Source organism: Vibrio floridensis (assembly GCF_021852965.1).
In the GTDB taxonomy this organism is placed as follows: Bacteria; Pseudomonadota; Gammaproteobacteria; order Enterobacterales; family Vibrionaceae; genus Vibrio; species Vibrio floridensis.
In genome coordinates, this window is record NZ_JAKGCY010000003.1 from 97,971 (window position 1) to 114,459 (window position 16,489).

At 45.4% G+C, this 16,489-nt stretch carries 12 protein-coding genes; 2 read left to right on the plus strand and 10 right to left on the minus strand.

Annotated features, from left to right (window positions below):
* Window positions 1-627: 627 nt before the first annotated feature.
* Together LZU85_RS06770 and znuA are read right to left on the minus strand one after the other, a co-directional pair.
* A complete protein-coding gene (locus LZU85_RS06770; RefSeq protein WP_237286747.1) occupies window positions 628-4,017 on the minus strand; it encodes a helix-turn-helix domain-containing protein in 3,390 nt (1,129 codons plus the stop codon).
* A 170-nt stretch (window positions 4,018-4,187) separates the two neighbouring features.
* Window positions 4,188-5,063, minus strand: coding sequence for a zinc ABC transporter substrate-binding protein ZnuA (gene znuA / locus LZU85_RS06775; protein WP_237286748.1), 876 nt, complete (start codon window positions 5,061-5,063; stop codon window positions 4,188-4,190).
* Window positions 5,064-5,144: 81 nt separating this feature from the next.
* Here znuA and znuC point away from each other — a divergent pair, with 81 nt between their 5' ends.
* Together znuC and znuB are read left to right on the plus strand one after the other, a co-directional pair.
* Window positions 5,145-5,930 (plus strand): zinc ABC transporter ATP-binding protein ZnuC, encoded by a 786-nt coding sequence (gene znuC, locus LZU85_RS06780; RefSeq protein WP_237286749.1) that lies wholly within the window; start codon window positions 5,145-5,147, stop codon window positions 5,928-5,930.
* Entirely contained in the window at window positions 5,923-6,708 is a 786-nt protein-coding gene (znuB, locus tag LZU85_RS06785; RefSeq protein ID WP_237286865.1) for a zinc ABC transporter permease subunit ZnuB, read from the plus strand. Before znuC ends, znuB begins: the two co-directional genes overlap by 8 nt.
* An 82-nt stretch (window positions 6,709-6,790) precedes the next feature.
* On the opposite strand, the gene sucD is transcribed toward znuB, so the two are convergent.
* The 8 genes from sucD to sdhC all read right to left on the minus strand — a co-directional run bounded on the left by sucD (window position 6,791) and on the right by sdhC (window position 16,404).
* Complete coding sequence (gene sucD / locus LZU85_RS06790) at window positions 6,791-7,663, minus strand: succinate--CoA ligase subunit alpha (RefSeq protein WP_176297468.1); 873 nt, start codon at window positions 7,661-7,663, stop codon at window positions 6,791-6,793.
* Window positions 7,663-8,829 (minus strand): ADP-forming succinate--CoA ligase subunit beta, encoded by a 1,167-nt coding sequence (sucC, locus tag LZU85_RS06795; RefSeq protein ID WP_176297467.1) that lies wholly within the window; start codon window positions 8,827-8,829, stop codon window positions 7,663-7,665. The genes sucD and sucC overlap by 1 nt, the downstream gene beginning before the upstream one ends.
* A gap of 190 nt (window positions 8,830-9,019) precedes the next feature.
* Entirely contained in the window at window positions 9,020-10,228 is a 1,209-nt protein-coding gene (odhB, locus tag LZU85_RS06800) for a 2-oxoglutarate dehydrogenase complex dihydrolipoyllysine-residue succinyltransferase (protein WP_176297466.1), read from the minus strand.
* Window positions 10,229-10,256: 28 nt separating this feature from the next.
* Entirely contained in the window at window positions 10,257-13,082 is a 2,826-nt protein-coding gene (gene sucA, locus LZU85_RS06805) for a 2-oxoglutarate dehydrogenase E1 component (RefSeq protein WP_176297465.1), read from the minus strand.
* A 99-nt stretch (window positions 13,083-13,181) separates the two neighbouring features.
* Window positions 13,182-13,892 carry a succinate dehydrogenase iron-sulfur subunit gene (locus LZU85_RS06810; protein ID WP_176297464.1) on the minus strand — a complete coding sequence of 237 codons (711 nt, stop codon included), beginning with the start codon at window positions 13,890-13,892 and terminating at the stop codon, window positions 13,182-13,184.
* Between the two features lie 14 nt (window positions 13,893-13,906).
* Window positions 13,907-15,673, minus strand: a complete 1,767-nt coding sequence (gene sdhA / locus LZU85_RS06815; protein ID WP_080540478.1) for a succinate dehydrogenase flavoprotein subunit — start codon at window positions 15,671-15,673, stop codon at window positions 13,907-13,909.
* Window positions 15,674-16,018: a succinate dehydrogenase, hydrophobic membrane anchor protein gene (sdhD, locus tag LZU85_RS06820; protein ID WP_011078277.1), complete on the minus strand. Its 345-nt coding sequence runs from the start codon at window positions 16,016-16,018 to the stop codon at window positions 15,674-15,676.
* On the minus strand, window positions 16,012-16,404 hold the full coding sequence (sdhC, locus tag LZU85_RS06825) for a succinate dehydrogenase cytochrome b556 subunit (protein WP_130309082.1): 393 nt from the start codon (window positions 16,402-16,404) through the stop codon (window positions 16,012-16,014). The genes sdhD and sdhC overlap by 7 nt, the downstream gene beginning before the upstream one ends.
* Window positions 16,405-16,489: the final 85 nt, after the last annotated feature.

The window sequence follows — 16,489 nt, forward strand, 5'->3', positions numbered from 1 at the left end:
GATTGCCTTTTTGATGTCGTAACTTTCGTTAATTTCAATCTCGTTATTTTCGTCAAAACTAACGATTGAACTCTAATTTTTAATTAACACATTTACTACATAACAAGACGTAAATCGCGAAAAAAGACTAAATATCAACAGATTACATTTACAAAAAATCACTGTCGCTTTTATAAGGTATTAATGGCGTTATTTTTATAAGGAAAATAAGTCAGCTCAAGTATAGTTACTTCATCGAGAGGAGTTCTCCTCTTCGGAATTCCAGAGGTGACGTGATTACATCACGTCACTCCGGCAGCAAGCGAAGGTGTCATTGACACCCGTGGTATAGTCCCCCGGCTATACCACGTTATTTTTTTCTTGATGTTCCCCCCCCCCCCGATTAACACTGCATCAATTTTATTCTTTTGGTGATTATCCAACTAACCTCTTCATCTCAAAGCATTCAACAAACTCTTCGATTGTACTGAGTTGAGCGTGTACGATGAGGGACTTTCTTCGCGACAACATAAAAATGCAAACAGCTGCTGTAAATGTTATCTATGGTGTTTAGGCTAGCACCAAGGGGAAACGTGATGCAGGAAAGGCAACCGTTGAATGGCTGGGGTAGTAAATACTTAACTTATGTTACGATTCTGTCTCGTGCGCGTCGTTGACAAATTTAGACGGTGATATACCAAAGTACAACTTAAAGCGTTGGCTAAAATAAGAAGGGTCATTAAAACCTGTGGCAAAGGCGACATCAATGACCTTATGACCTGCGAGAAGGCTTTCACACGCTTTTTCCAATCGGACTTCAGTAAGGAACTCAGTAAAGGTACGGGAGCTGACCGATTTGAAACGCCTTTGTAAACTGCGTTCCGAAACAAACAGCATTTTTGCAGCCATCGCTGTCCCAAAGTCTGGATTGGTATAATGTTGCTGTACTAATGATTCTACTTTCAGCAGCCAACTTTGCTCTGGAGAAAGTACATCGAGCGATTCAACGTTGTTTATTGAGTTATCTCGTTGCTTTAGCGGCATAATTTGACTGAGATTATCCAGTGCTTTAGGCCACAAAATTTCTATCTTGTTTCTCTCTTCACCGCTGAACAGGCTGACGTGTCCACCACTTTCTTCAACTAAGAAGGGTAATTTTTCAACATCACTATCCATCATCGCCCACTCTTTACTATCGGGAGCTTTGCTGCCGATACAAGCAGTACATGACTGACCGAAGTCGATGAATGATACCTCTATAAACTCACTTTGTTCGCTCAGGATAATAATTAACTCTTGACCACGATAAGATCGCTTGAGAACACTAGCAAAAATGGTATTAAAAATGATATCAAGATTGAACCTTTCGAGCGCAATCCGATGTTCTTGTTCAAATCCGGTCAGTCTCACTTGAATACTGAGTTTTTTGAAGTCATCTTGCCATGCATCTATGACCGATTTAACAACTTGATTCACATTGTAATTTTGTGATTGCCCTTCAACCACATGTTCAGGAGAGCCATCAAGCTCATCTAGTTGCATAGTAATCTTGGTCTGACATTGATGGCTTTCCATATCTAGGGGCTGTGGTAACTGCCGAAATAAGAAGTTAATACTTTGACGCAAAGATGAAGCTGCGTTATCAACGAGCAAATTACGCACCTCAATCTGTTTGCGGAGCTGTTGATTGCTAGTCAGTAAAATCCGGCTTTGATGACGCAGTTGATTTGTTTTCAGAGCGACTAAAGCCATTAACTCTTTATTTTGTTTACTAACGTAACGAGAACGCCAATAAACAATCAATGTTCCGACGGCGATAAAAAGCAGAGCAAAAACAATCATAGCTAAAGTGGTTTGATACCAAGGATGCTTCACTGAAAAAGCAATTTTGGTTGTCTTTTCATCTTCAACTCCAGCTTTCACACTGAGTACATAATCTCCAGCAGCTAAGTGTTCAAAAGAGATTTGTCCTGCTTCAGCGACGACCCAGCGTTCTTGATTTAATCGATAATGCAAGATTTGCCCGTAAGCATTGGGCATGACACCGACTACAAAAGTAATAGAAGAACTGTAGTCAATTGGCTCCAAATCCCATGATGGCTGCCCAACTTTTGTAATTTGATCATCAACGCTCACCATACTCACCACAACTTTCGGTTCAGGAAGCTTTGAGACCATCAAATCGTTACGATTCGCGAAGACCAACCCAAACTTAGACCCCAAAACCAATATAGAGTCCTTTAAGTCAAGCGCAGCAGAGGAAGTGCAAGCACCTTCGATAAACTCATTGCTCATAATGCCAGAACGTAAACCAAAGTGTTTACGTAGCTCGCCAGCAACATTGTAAAAGCTCAAACCGATGGAACTCACCATCCACATTCCATCTACATCAGAGATCAAACAAATTGGCTTGACATTCTCTTGTGGCAAAGCCAATTCGCCCAATGCCTTATCTGATGGAGACTTGCGGTAAATACCGTGCGTGCCCGCAAACCATAAGGCACCGTCTTTGGCTTCAGCAATATCAATACTCTCTCCCAACGCTTTTGTATTCCGCTCGAAACGAATTTTATCGTCCTGCAAGACATAAGCCCCGTGATCAGTTCTAATAATCAAAGGTACCGTTTGATCAACTTCTAATCCTAATACACGAGCGGGTAGGTTGTGACTAACTATCCATTTATCACCATAATCACGAAATTCGTCCTTCGGAACATCAATAGAGAAGAGCCGATAGCCAGAACTTAGCCACACCTTTCCTCCCTCGCCTACAGATACATAATCAATCTGTTTTCCTTTGAGGTAACTTGGTAAGTCGTACGCACTGAGCTTAAATTGGTTACTGTCATACAAATAGATCCCATTATCGGAAGCTATCCAGATAGTTTGTGAAGAGATCGCGAAGTCTAGGACGTTGATGGGTAAACGGACGCGCGTAAAAGTATTTTCGCCATTAACGACACGGTAGAGATTTTCTGAATCTATGAACCAAAGCGTACCGTCGGCGTCATAAGCCATCTTTTTTATACCACCGTTTAGGCGATTTGCCTGCTTGTTGACGTTACTCATCCGTTCAAACTTTCGGCTAAATATCGAGTAGTACAAAATACCGCGATTGGTTGCTATCCAGATGCCACCTCGTTCATCATTGACCAGTGAATAGATTTTTCTATTTTCGAGATTGAGATCTTGAGGGCCACTAGAGCGGACTTTCACTATTTTTCCGGTCAAAAACGAATAGCTATACAAACCATGTTCAGTACCAATCCAATACTCTTGATCGGTTTCAACCATCGACAAAACATGTGAATCACCAATGACAACATTTTCCTGACCGGGTTTTAAGATATCTATCAAGACTGCGCCATTCAAAGAACCTACTAACAGCTCTCTTCGTGTCGGAGAAAAGTAGAGCTTAGATACAAAATGTTTTGATGAAGCTTTGATATGAGTAAATTGATCGCCTTGAGAAAGATAAGCGCCTGCTGTGGTGCCCAAAATCCATTTACTCACAACACGCTTAGCATCGTTAATATAGACGTAACTACTTTGGTTATTCTGATAGAGAGAAAGTAAAGAGATGGTCTCCATATCTTTGCGTTCAATATCGAAAGAATAGAAGTTAACCCCATCACTCACCCAAATATAGCCATCAGAACTGCCTATGCGTCGAATCTCTGAACCAGGATTCAAACTAAATGCAAGTTGACGGGGTTGGTTAGGGAACGTTTGGAAGACTTCATTTTCAACAAAAGTCCAGAAACTGCCTTGATAGAAAGCAACTTGTTCGGAAGGAAACTCTAATAAACTGCCTCTCTTGGGTAGAATCGTATTGCCGTCAAAATACTGCACTTTTCCGTGAACATCATGGATCCAAAGGCCACCATCACTGCCGACAAAGAGATTTTTTGCAGCCACAAACGTCCCCTGCTCTTGTCCAGGCAGTGGATAAAATATGGCAGAGTCACCATCCAACGCCCAAGCTTTGAATGGAGGTAAAAGCCCTAACAAAATGATAAGGGCTAGGATGCGCAGCAAGTTAAATATCCTTTCTATCAATAATGACCCGAGAATTTTATTTGGTGCTTACTTGAGCAATATTTTGGGCCGCTAAATATCATAGCTAAATTGGTGTATGATAAAAATATCAACTTGCTGGCGGTTGCAAATTTTATTGCTAGATCACGTTAAGCAATAATTTTTACACATTATTTGACCGATAAACATTGAAAAAAACTATCTCCCATTCCTAACAGAAATTCAAAATAGCTTCCGGGCGCTAGACTTATTTCGCTACCAATAGGATCAAGCAATCCTTTCTTCACATCGCTGCCTCTTAGCACACTTTCAATAACAGCTGGGGTAAATTGTGGTTCAGCAAAAACACACTTAACATCGCCTTGAGCAAGTCTGTTTCTTATTTGAATCAATGTTTTTGCTCCAGGCTTTCGTTCTGGGCTCACGGTAAAGTAGCCTAAATTATTCAATTGGTAGTGCTGCTCAAAGTAGCCATAAGCATCATGAAAGACGAAATATCCTGCGCTCTTCACTGACGACAAACGGGTTCTAAGTTGTTCATCCGTCACAGTCAGTCGCTGAAGGAAGCTGGCTAAATTGGCTTGATACTGTTGTGTGTTCGCTGCATCGATCTCAATCAAACGTTGAGTGATTTGTGGTGCTATCTGCTCAACAATATTAATCCCCATCCAAAAGTGCGGATCGAAACTGCCGTGGTCGTGTCCATCGTGGGCATGACCCGCCTCATACTCACGTAGTGGCAAATCCTGAATATCGCTGATCGTCAGTACATTGGGTTGCGTTTCTACCAACTTAGTCAAAAAAGGTTCTAAATCTTGACCAAACCAAATAACCAAATCAGCTTGTCTGATTTTCTTAACGTCTGAGGGTTTCAAAGCGTAATCATGTGGTGATGCGTTACTCGATACCAAAAGCAAAGGCTCATCGACGCCTAGCATCAGTTCATTGACCATTAGCTGAAGCGGTTTGATACTAGTAAGTACTTCAATAGCCATTGCACGGAATGGCAACATCAGCATCAAGCTGATCAATAAAAAACGAATCATAGTTCTCCGAGATGAGTAGTAGCGTTCAACAGGATAAAATGTTACATTATAACACTCATCAATTGCAAATGAGTTCCATTCATGTCAGCGTTAATCAGCCTAAAAAATCTTTCCGTCAATTTTGATGACAAGAAAGTTTTAGACGCTATTAGCTTGGATTTGCACAAAGGCAAAATCACCACCCTAATTGGCCCAAATGGTGCCGGAAAATCTACCTTAGTGAAAGTTTTGATCGGATTACTTAAGCCAAGCTCAGGGGACGTCATCCGTCGCCCAAAACTTACCATTGGTTATGTACCTCAAAAACTGAAGCTTAATGACACGCTGCCACTTAATGTTATCCGTTTTCTCAATCTATCTGGTAAATATAGCCAGCAAGAAACCATGGAAGCACTCCGACTTGTTGGTGCCGAGCACCTATATAAATCCAACATGCACAAACTCTCTGGCGGTGAGACTCAGCGCGTGCTGTTGGCTCGCGCGCTTTTGCAACGGCCAGACTTACTTGTACTTGATGAACCCGCTCAAGGCGTCGACATTCAAGGACAAATTGATCTCTACGATCTAATTGAAAGCATCCGACATCGTTTTGAATGCGCTGTATTTATGGTGTCGCATGACTTGCATTTGGTGATGGCAAAAACTGATGATGTGATTTGTCTTCAGCACCACATTTGTTGCTCTGGTACGCCTGAGGATATTACAAAGCACCCCTCTTATATTGCGATGTTTGGTAGTGCAGCGCGTGATTCGCTCGCTATTTATCACCATCAGCACGATCAACATCACCATGATTTGGCAGGTCTACCTGTCTCTGGTGATGCAACGCAGTGTAGCCATCATCATCACGGACATCATCATGATTGAGTTTCTATTGCCTTCTATTTTAGCGGGTCTGGGCATTGCGATTATCGCGGGTCCACTTGGCTCGTTCGTTGTTTGGCGTAAAATGGCCTATTTTGGCGACACTTTGGCGCATGCCTCTTTGATGGGACTTGCGCTTGGTTTCTTACTTGACGTCAATTTGTATTTAGCTTTGATTGTTTGCTGTCTCGCACTGGCAGTAATTCTTGTTACATTGCAAAAGCAGCAGCTTGTCGCTGCCGATACCTTGCTTGGCATCTTAGCACACAGCTCATTGTCTATTGGTTTAGTCGCGGTTAGCTTTTTGGACAACGTACGCGTTGATTTAATGAGCTACCTTTTTGGTGATTTGCTTGCCGTTTCATTACAAGATTTGATGTTTATTTACGCTGGAGTCGCGGCCGTTGCTTTGACGCTTTACCTATTTTGGCGTCCGCTACTATCATCGACAGTGAACGAAGAGCTGGCTGCGGTTGAGGGTATTAACATTGACTTGATTCGTTTAATACTGATGCTGATGGTAGGGATTGTTATTGCTGTCGGTATGAAGTTTGTTGGGGCTCTTATCATGACTTCATTGCTGATTATTCCCGCTGCCGCTGCTCGACGTTTTGCACATTCACCAGAACAGATGGCACTCTTTGCCTCTATCATTGGTGCCATCGCAGTGCTCTCCGGCCTAACGCTTTCATGGCATTTAGATACCCCGGCAGGCCCCTCAGTGGTCATTAGCGCAACCGCTATCTTTATGCTGGCTCAACTAAAGCCGCAAACAAGCTAAAGTGACAGAACAAGTAAACTACAATGAAAAAGCCGAGCATTGATTGCTCGGCTTTTACTTGGACGGATGACGCTGTTGTCTATTACCAACCCGTCACTTCCCGAAGTGCTTGACCAATGTCAGCCAAAGACTTAACGGTTTTCACACCAGCAGATTCAAGTGCTGCAAACTTCTCATCCGCAGTCCCTTTACCACCAGAAATGATAGCACCAGCATGGCCCATACGTTTACCCGGAGGCGCAGTTACACCAGCGATGTAAGAGACCACTGGCTTAGTCACGTTATCTTTAATGAACGCTGCCGCTTCTTCTTCTGCCGTACCGCCTATTTCACCGATCATCACGATCGCTTCCGTTTCAGGGTCTTCTTGGAACAATTTTAGAATATCGATGAAGTTAGAGCCTGGGATTGGGTCGCCACCGATACCAACACACGTAGACTGACCGAAACCTTCATCCGTGGTTTGTTTAACGGCTTCGTACGTTAAAGTACCTGAGCGTGAAACGATACCCACTTTACCCTTCTTATGTATATGACCTGGCATGATGCCGATCTTACACTCATCAGGAGTGATAACGCCTGGACAGTTTGGACCAATCATACGAACGCCAGTCTGCTCAAGTTTCACTTTCACATCGATCATATCCGTCGTCGGAATGCCCTCTGTGATGGTTACAATAAGTTCGATACCCGCATCGATTGCTTCCAAAATGGCATCTTTACAGAAAGGCGCTGGAACGTAGATAACTGTTGCTGTTGCGCCGGTTGCTTCTACCGCTTCGCGAACAGTGTTGAACACGGGTAGGCCTAAATGTGTTTGACCACCTTTACCAGGAGAAACACCACCAACCATTTGCGTGCCATAAGCCAGCGCTTGCTCTGAGTGGAAAGTACCTTGACCGCCTGTGAAACCCTGACAGATTACTTTGGTGTCTTTGTTAATTAATACAGACATTATTTGCCCTCCGCCGCAGCAACTACTTTCTGAGCAGCATCTGTTAGTGATTCTGCTGCAATGATATCCAAACCTGACTCTGCCAGTACTTTGCGGCCAAGATCCGCGTTAGTACCTTCAAGGCGTACAACAACGGGTACGCTTACACCAACTTCTTTTACCGCGCCGATGATACCTTCTGCGATCATGTCACAACGAACAATACCACCAAAGATGTTCACCAAAACGGCTTTTACATTGTCATCAGAAAGGATGATCTTGAATGCCTCTGCTACACGCTCTTTTGTCGCGCCGCCACCTACATCCAAGAAGTTGGCTGGTTTGCCACCGTGTAGGTTTACGATGTCCATAGTACCCATTGCAAGGCCTGCACCGTTCACCATACAGCCGACGTTACCATCAAGTGCTACGTAGTTCAGTTCCCACTGCGCCGCATGAGCTTCACGCTTATCTTCTTGCGAAGGATCGTGCATTTCACGCAGTTTAGGTTGGCGGTAAAGCGCATTTGAGTCGATGTTGATCTTACCATCTAGACAAAGTAGGTTGCCTTCACCAGTAATCACAAGTGGGTTGATTTCAAGAAGAGCGAGATCGTATTGAGTGAACATGTCACCCAAACCCATGAAGATTTTCACAAACTGCTTAATTTGATCGCCTTGTAGACCAAGTTTAAATGCAAGCTCACGACCTTGATAAGCCTGAGGGCCGACCAGTGGATCAATAGCCGCTTTGTGAATCAGTTCAGGTGTTTCTTCTGCAACTTTTTCGATTTCCACACCGCCTTCCGTTGAGGCCATGAAAACGACTTTACGTGTTGCACGGTCAACGACAGCACCCAAGTATAGCTCGTTGGCGATATTGGACGCTTCTTCAACCAAAATTTTTGTTACTGGCTGACCATTCGCATCTGTCTGATAAGTAACCAGATTTTTGCCAAGCCATTTTTGTGCAAACTCTTTCACACCTTCTTTCGTATCATGAAGCTCTACGCCGCCCGCTTTACCGCGGCCACCTGCGTGAACCTGACATTTTACAACTTTCTTAGCGGTGCTAATGCGGCCAGCAGCTTCAAATGCTTCTTGAGGTGTATCACAAGCATAACCTTCTGGTACCGGCAAACCGAATTCTGCAAACAGCTGTTTGGCTTGGTATTCATGCAAATTCATTTTGATATTCCGTTTGTTCTTCCCTTAAGGGATTTATTATTTCCATAACGTCACGATTAACAGTGCGACGCCTGTAGGGTCTTCTCAAATAAACTGCTAACAGTTCAAGTGAAGGCCAGACGCTGAGCCAGTCTAGCCTTAGGGATTTTTAACGTCTAGCCATCAACGACAACTAGACGTTTTAGCGATATTAAACGTCTAACAACAGACGTGCTGGATCTTCCAGTAACTCTTTCACGGTCACTAGGAAGCCAACCGACTCGCGACCATCAATCAAGCGGTGGTCGTAAGACAGTGCTAGGTACATCATTGGCAGAATTTCAACTTTGCCATCTACCGCCATCGGACGATCTTGAATCTTATGCATACCCAAAATCGCAGATTGTGGTGGGTTGATGATTGGAGTCGACATCAATGAACCAAATACGCCACCATTCGTGATGGTAAAGTTGCCGCCAATTAGCTCGTCAACGGTTAGTTTTCCGTCACGACCTTTGATTGCGAGCTCTTTGATGCCCTTTTCAACATCCGCAAAACCTAGCGTGTCGCAGTCTTTTAGGACTGGAGTCACTAGACCACGTGGCGTAGAAACCGCCATACTGATGTCAAAATAGTTGTGGTAAACAATGTCATCACCATCGATCGATGCGTTGATTTCAGGATAACGCTTCAGTGCTTCAGTCACCGCTTTCACGTAGAAAGACATGAAGCCTAGACGAATACCATGACGCGCTTCAAACTGATCACCATACTGCTTACGAAGATCCATGATTGGCTTCATGTTGACTTCGTTAAACGTCGTCAACATCGCCGTGCTGTTTTTCGCTTCTAGCAAACGGTTAGCCACGGTTTTGCGTAGACGCGTCATTGGAACGCGTTTTTCACTGCGTGCAACAACAGGAGCAACGGTGGCCGGAGCTTCCGCAACAGCAGGGGATTTCTTAGCTGCCGCAAGGTGCGCGTCGATATCTTCGCGAGTAATGCGACCACCAACACCCGTGCCCTTCACTTGGCTTGCCTCTAAACCATGCTCTGCAAGGAGACGGCGTACTGCTGGGCTTAATGCATCGTTGCTCTCTTCAGACAGACTCGCGGTGTGACGTTTGTCAGGAGAAGGCTCAGATTCAGCTGTTGTATCTGTGGTTGGTTCACCAGCCACAGCCGCTAACTTAATGCGACCGATAAGTTGCTTAGAAAGAACTGTCGCGCCTTCTCCTTCAACGATCGCTTCTAAAACACCCGCTTCAGAAGCAGGCACTTCTAACACTACTTTGTCCGTTTCGATGTCGACAAGGACTTCGTCACGCTCAACTCTGTCACCTGGTTTTTTGTGCCATGTTGCAACTGTTGCATCAGCCACTGATTCAGGTAAATCTGGAACCAGAATTTCAATTGTCATATCTGTTTCTTCCTTTTACTTCTAGTTCTTAATCCGAAGTTTTTTCGTTTACATTCAGCGCATCATCAACCAGCGCCTTTTGCTGTTTCAAGTGTACCGACATATAGCCAACCGCAGGAGAAGCAGATGCTGGACGTCCAGCGTATTTCAGGTCTGCTCCTGCTGGAATTGCTGCGCGGAAGTTATGTTGGCTACAGTACCAAGCACCTTGGTTTTGAGGCTCTTCCTGACACCAAACAAAATCTTCAACGTTGCTATATGGTGCGATTGCCGCTCTAACCTCTTCCATTGGGAATGGGTAAAGCTGTTCAATACGTACAATCGCAACATCATCCTGCTCGTTATTGCGACGCTGCTCTAGTAGGTCAAAATAAACCTTACCGGAACAGAAAACGACACGCTTAACTTTCGCAGCATCAAGTGTATCTACTTCAGGAATCGCTGGCATAAAGGTACCTTCTGCCAAATCATCAAGCGTTGAAGTACACAATGGATGGCGAAGCAAAGACTTCGGAGACATCACAATCAAAGGACGACGCATTGGGCGAACCACTTGGCGACGAATCATGTGATAAACCTGCGCTGGGGTTGAAGGTACAACAACTTGCATATTCTGCTCAGCACACAGTTGTAGGTATCGCTCTAGACGCGCTGACGAATGCTCTGGGCCTTGACCTTCATAACCGTGAGGCAACAACATGGTTAACCCACATAGTCGCGCCCACTTCTGCTCACCAGAAGAGATGAACTGGTCAATAACCACTTGCGCACCGTTGGCAAAGTCACCAAATTGCGCCTCCCAAAGCGTTAAACCACTCGGCTCTGCCGTTGCGTAGCCATATTCGAAGGCAAGTACCGCTTCTTCGGAAAGAACCGAATCGAAGACCTCAAAAGGACCTTGCTTATCATGAATATTGGCCAGAGGAACGTAAGTACTCGCATCATTTTGGTTGTGCAATACAGCATGGCGATGGAAGAAGGTACCACGACCAGAATCCTGACCAGAGATGCGAATGCGCTTACCATCATCGAGTAGCGTTGCGTACGCTAATGTCTCTGCCATCCCCCAATCGAGCTCTTTTTCACCGTCGGTCATCGCCGTACGGTCATTATAAAGTTTGCTCACTCGGCTATGTAGCATGTGACTTTCAGGGTATTGACACAAACGCTTACCCAACTCGACCAAGCGAGTTTTGTCGAATTTATTGTCCCACTGAATGTCCCATTCATGACCCAAATACGGAGACCAATCAACAGAATGGAGTGCCATTGGACGCCACTCTTTTACAACGACTTCACCATGGTCTAATGCATCGCGGTACTCGTTGACCATCTGTGTCGCTGTTTCGATGTCGCATTCATTTTTATCGATCAACACATCAGCATACAGCTTACGTGGTGTAGGGTGTTTCTTGATCTTCTGATACATCAACGGCTGAGTTGCATTTGGCTCATCCGCTTCATTGTGGCCATGGCGACGGTAACAAACCAAGTCAATCACCACGTCACGTTTGAACTCATTACGGTAGTCCAACGCAATGCGAGTAACGAACGCAACCGCTTCTGGGTCATCTGCGTTGACGTGGAAAATCGGTGCCTGAACCATCTTCGCGATATCAGTACAGTACATCGTTGAGCGAGTGTCACGTGGGTTAGACGTCGTAAAACCAACTTGGTTATTGACGACAACGCGTACCGTACCACCGACGCAGAAGCCACGAGCCTGAGACATGTTGAAGGTTTCTGCAACAACGCCTTGGCCTGCAATTGCAGAGTCACCATGGATGGTGATAGGTAATACTTTGCTGCCGTCATCGTCACCCAAGCGATCTTGACGCGCACGCACCGACCCCATAACCACTGGGTTAACAATCTCTAAGTGAGATGGGTTAAACGCAAGGGCTAGGTGAACGTCACCACCTGGTGTTGCAAAGTCCGCAGAGAAACCTTGGTGATATTTCACGTCACCGGTACCCCAGCTTTCGCCATGTTTGCCAGCAAATTCGTCGAACAGATCTTGCGGCTTTTTACCCAAGACGTTAACCAGCATGTTGAGACGGCCACGGTGCGCCATGCCGATAACTACTTCGCGCATCCCGCTACGACCCGCGTGACGAATTAACTCTTTCATCATCGGGATCATTGCGTCACCACCTTCTAGTGAAAATCGCTTCGCACCTGGGAATTTTGCGCCTAAGTAGCGCTCAAGACCTTCTGCTGCGGTCAATTCTTCAAGAAATGTACGCTTTTCATCTTTATCAAAGGAAGGTTGACCAACCACAGATTCTAAACGCTGTTGAATCCAACGCTTCTGCTCTGTGTCTGTCATGTGCATGTATTCTGCACCAATCGAACCACAATAGGTTTTCTTAAGTGCGGTGTAGATATCTTTAAGTTGCATGGTCTCTTGACCAACAGCAAAAGAACCTACGTTGAATGTTTCTTCGAAGTCATCTTCGGTGAGATTGTGGAATGCTGGGTCTAGCTCAGCCACAACAGGGCGTTGCCATAGACCGAGTGGATCCAATTCAGCTGCTTCGTGACCGCGGAAGCGGTACGCGTTGATCAGCTGTAGTACCTTAACTTGCTTAGCATCGACATCAGGATCACTTACCTGGACACTATAATGCTTTGTTTCTTGAGCTAGTCGTCGGAAGTAGTCACGGACGCGTGAATGTGGCTGTTCTACCACTTCTTTTGTTGGCTTCGGCAAGCCTTCAAAAACACGTTTCCACTCCTCACTTACCAGATCGGGGTCACTTAGATACAGTTCGTAGAGATCTTCTACGTAAGTTGCATTGGCGCCAGCCAAGTGTGAAGACTCGAGCCATGCCTTCATCACGCCGTTGTGCATATTTTCCCTTAACCAGTAGTTTTCACGTTTGCTGCGGTCTTCGCCGAGCTACTATAGAGCCGGTAGGTTGGTTAAAACATACCGGCAATTTGTTGTTAATTACACCGAACGATTGACCAGCATTGACTTAATGTGGCCGATGGCTTTGGTAGGATTTAATCCCTTAGGACAAACACTTACACAATTCATAATGCCGTGGCAACGAAAAACGCTAAATGCATCATCAAGATTAGACAGACGTTCATCCGTCGCGGTATCACGGCTATCAATTAACCAGCGATACGCGGCAAGAAGGCCGGCTGGACCAATAAACTTGTCCGGGTTCCACCAGAATGATGGGCACGAGGTCGTACAACATGCACACATAATACATTCGTACAAACCATCTAGGTGTGCACGATCATCTGGCGACTGTAAATTTTCTCGTGACGGTGGCAATGTGCCATCAGAAATCAAGAAAGGCTTAACTTTTGCATAGTTATCGTAGAACTGAGTCATGTCAACGATAAGATCGCGAACAACTGGTAAGCCTGGTAATGGACGAATAACAATCTTGTCTGCTTTTAAAGCAGAAAGCGGTGTTATACACGCCAAACCATTTTTGCCATTCATGTTTAGGCCATCTGATCCACACACACCTTCACGACAGGAACGACGGAAAGAGATCGTAGCATCTTGCTCTTTGAGTAGAATCAGTGCATCCAACACCATCATGTCAGAGCCATCTTCCACTTCCAGCACATAGTCTTTCATGTATGGTTTGGTATCTACATCCGGATTGTAACGATATACAGAGAAGTTCAGTTTCATAGTTCAGTCCTCCCTTAGTATGTACGTACTTTTGGTGGGAACGCATCACGATGAACAGGCGTCATATTGACATCACGCTTGCTCATTTGCTCCGTTTCCGGGTTGTAGATAGAGTGGCATAGCCAGTTTTCATCGTCACGTTCTGGGAAGTCAAAGCGGGCGTGAGCACCGCGACTTTCCGTGCGATAGTTCGCTGCCACAGCAGTTGAAAATGCTGTTTCCATCAAGTTGTCTAGCTCTAGACACTCGATGCGTTGAGTATTGAACTCGGTTGATTTGTCAGAAAGATGTGCATCTTTCAGGCGCTCACGAATCACTTTCAGCTCTTCTAGACCTGTTGCCATGGCGTCACCTTCACGGAATACCGAGAAGCTGTTCTGCATGCAACGCTGTAGATCTTTACGAATTTGAACTGGGTCCTCACCACCTTTGCTATTTTCCCAGCGCATGTAGCGAGAAAGTGATGCTTCAATGTCCGAGGCTGACGCATCACGCGCTTCTGCCTGTGCTGCAAGTGTCTCACCAAGGTGAAGACCTGTTGCACGACCGAATACCACGAGGTCAAGCAGTGAGTTACCACCAAGGCGGTTTGCACCATGAACTGATACAGACGCAATTTCACCACAAGCAAACAGACCTTGAACTTCGACGTCTTTGCCATCGGCAGTTTGTTTGATCGCTTGACCAGAAACTTGCGTTGGTACACCACCCATCATGTAGTGACAAGTTGGGATAACTGGGATTGGCTCTTTCACTGGATCCACGTGTGCAAAGGTGCGCGACAACTCACAGATACCTGGTAGACGCGATTCCAGCACATCTTTACCAAGGTGATCCAACTTAAGTTTAATGTGTGGACCCCAAGGGCCATCGCAACCACGACCTTCACGGATTTCGATCATCATTGAACGAGCAACAACGTCACGACCAGCCAAATCTTTCGCATTAGGAGCATAACGCTCCATGAAACGCTCACCATCTTTGTTGAGAAGGTAACCGCCCTCACCACGACAACCTTCCGTCACAAGAACACCAGCACCAGCGATACCCGTTGGGTGGAACTGCCACATTTCCATGTCTTGCATTGGGACGCCAGCGCGCAGTGCCATACCGACACCATCACCCGTATTGATGTGGGCGTTGGTTGTTGAAGCGTAAATACGACCAGCACCACCGGTTGCCAAAATGGTGGCTTTCGACTTGAAGTAGCAAATTTCACCCGTTTCCATGCATACCGCTGTACAACCCACAACCGCACCATCTTGGTTTTTCACTAGGTCAAGTGCATACCATTCAGAGAAGATCATGGTTTTGTGTTTTACGTTCTGCTGATACAAAGTGTGGAGCAGTGCGTGACCAGTACGGTCAGCCGCTGCAGCGGTACGCGCTGCTTGCTCGCCACCGAACTCTTTTGACTGACCACCAAATGGACGCTGGTAGATACTGCCGTTATCAAAACGAGAGAAAGGAAGACCCATTTTCTCAAGCTCGATCACTGACTCAGGACCATTCTTACACATGTACTCAATGGCATTTTGGTCACCAATGTAGTCAGAACCTTTTACGGTGTCATACATATGCCACTGCCAATCGTCTTTGTGCGAGTTGCCTAGCGCAACGGTAATACCACCTTGAGCCGATACAGTGTGTGAGCGTGTTGGAAATACTTTAGATAGCAATGCACAAGAAAGGCCTTGCTCAGAAATTTGTAGTGCAGCACGCATGCCTGCACCACCAGCGCCGATTACTACGGCATCAAATTCGCGAACTGGAATAGACACTTATGCACCCCACAATACAAACAGACCAGAGAAGAAATACCCGAACAGCAGTGCGATCACGCCAAGTTGTAAACCGCCACGCAATTTGGCGCACTTGATGTAGTCAGTCAGCACTTGCCATAATCCAATCCAGGCATGAATCAGGACAGAAGCGAGAGCAAGCATGGTGAAGACTTTAGTAAAAGTGCCACCAAAAAACTGAGTCCAGGATGCATAGTTGATATCTGTGAACGCACAGAAGCTAACAAGATAAATGGTGTAAAGAGTCATGATGATGGCCGTTGCACGAATCAACAAGAAATCGTGCACACCGTTACGACCAACAGAGGAAACGTGTTTTACCATACCAAAATCCCCGCCAATAGTGATAAGACAGCGGTGGCAGCAAATGCAACTTTGGCACTCATTGCGCCAGACTCAAGCTCTTCAAAATGGCCTAAGTCCATCATCAGGTGACGAATACCACCAGCGATGTGGTATGCCAACGCAGTTAAAATGCCCCATAGAATAAACTTCACAAAGAAGCTATCGACGATGTCGCTCGCTTCCATAAAGCCTACTGGGGATGACAGAGAAATGGATAGTAACCAAAGCAAAATTCCCACCGCAACAAACGTAATCACACCTGACACACGGTGCAGGATGGACGCGATTGCTGTGATAGGAAAGCGAATGGTCTGTAAATCTAAATTAATAGGTCTTGACTTTCTTTCTTTCACGGGCTTGCTCACTCAGCTCCATTGAGCATTTATTGTTATAAACGAATTTTGGTTCCCAACCCCAAAAAGTTAACATTTAATTAACAAAATACCGGCA

Coding starts and splice junctions, on each gene's coding strand:
- znuA (WP_237286748.1), bottom strand. CDS start 5,063: ATGATTCGTTTTTTATTGATCAGCTTGATGCTGATGTTGCCATTCCGT.
- znuC (WP_237286749.1), top strand. CDS start 5,145: ATGTCAGCGTTAATCAGCCTAAAAAATCTTTCCGTCAATTTTGATGAC.
- znuB (WP_237286865.1), top strand. CDS start 5,923: ATGATTGAGTTTCTATTGCCTTCTATTTTAGCGGGTCTGGGCATTGCG.
- sucD (WP_176297468.1), bottom strand. CDS start 7,663: ATGTCTGTATTAATTAACAAAGACACCAAAGTAATCTGTCAGGGTTTC.
- sucC (WP_176297467.1), bottom strand. CDS start 8,829: ATGAATTTGCATGAATACCAAGCCAAACAGCTGTTTGCAGAATTCGGT.
- odhB (WP_176297466.1), bottom strand. CDS start 10,228: ATGACAATTGAAATTCTGGTTCCAGATTTACCTGAATCAGTGGCTGAT.
- sucA (WP_176297465.1), bottom strand. CDS start 13,082: ATGCACAACGGCGTGATGAAGGCATGGCTCGAGTCTTCACACTTGGCT.
- LZU85_RS06810 (WP_176297464.1), bottom strand. CDS start 13,892: ATGAAACTGAACTTCTCTGTATATCGTTACAATCCGGATGTAGATACC.
- sdhD (WP_011078277.1), bottom strand. CDS start 16,018: ATGGTAAAACACGTTTCCTCTGTTGGTCGTAACGGTGTGCACGATTTC.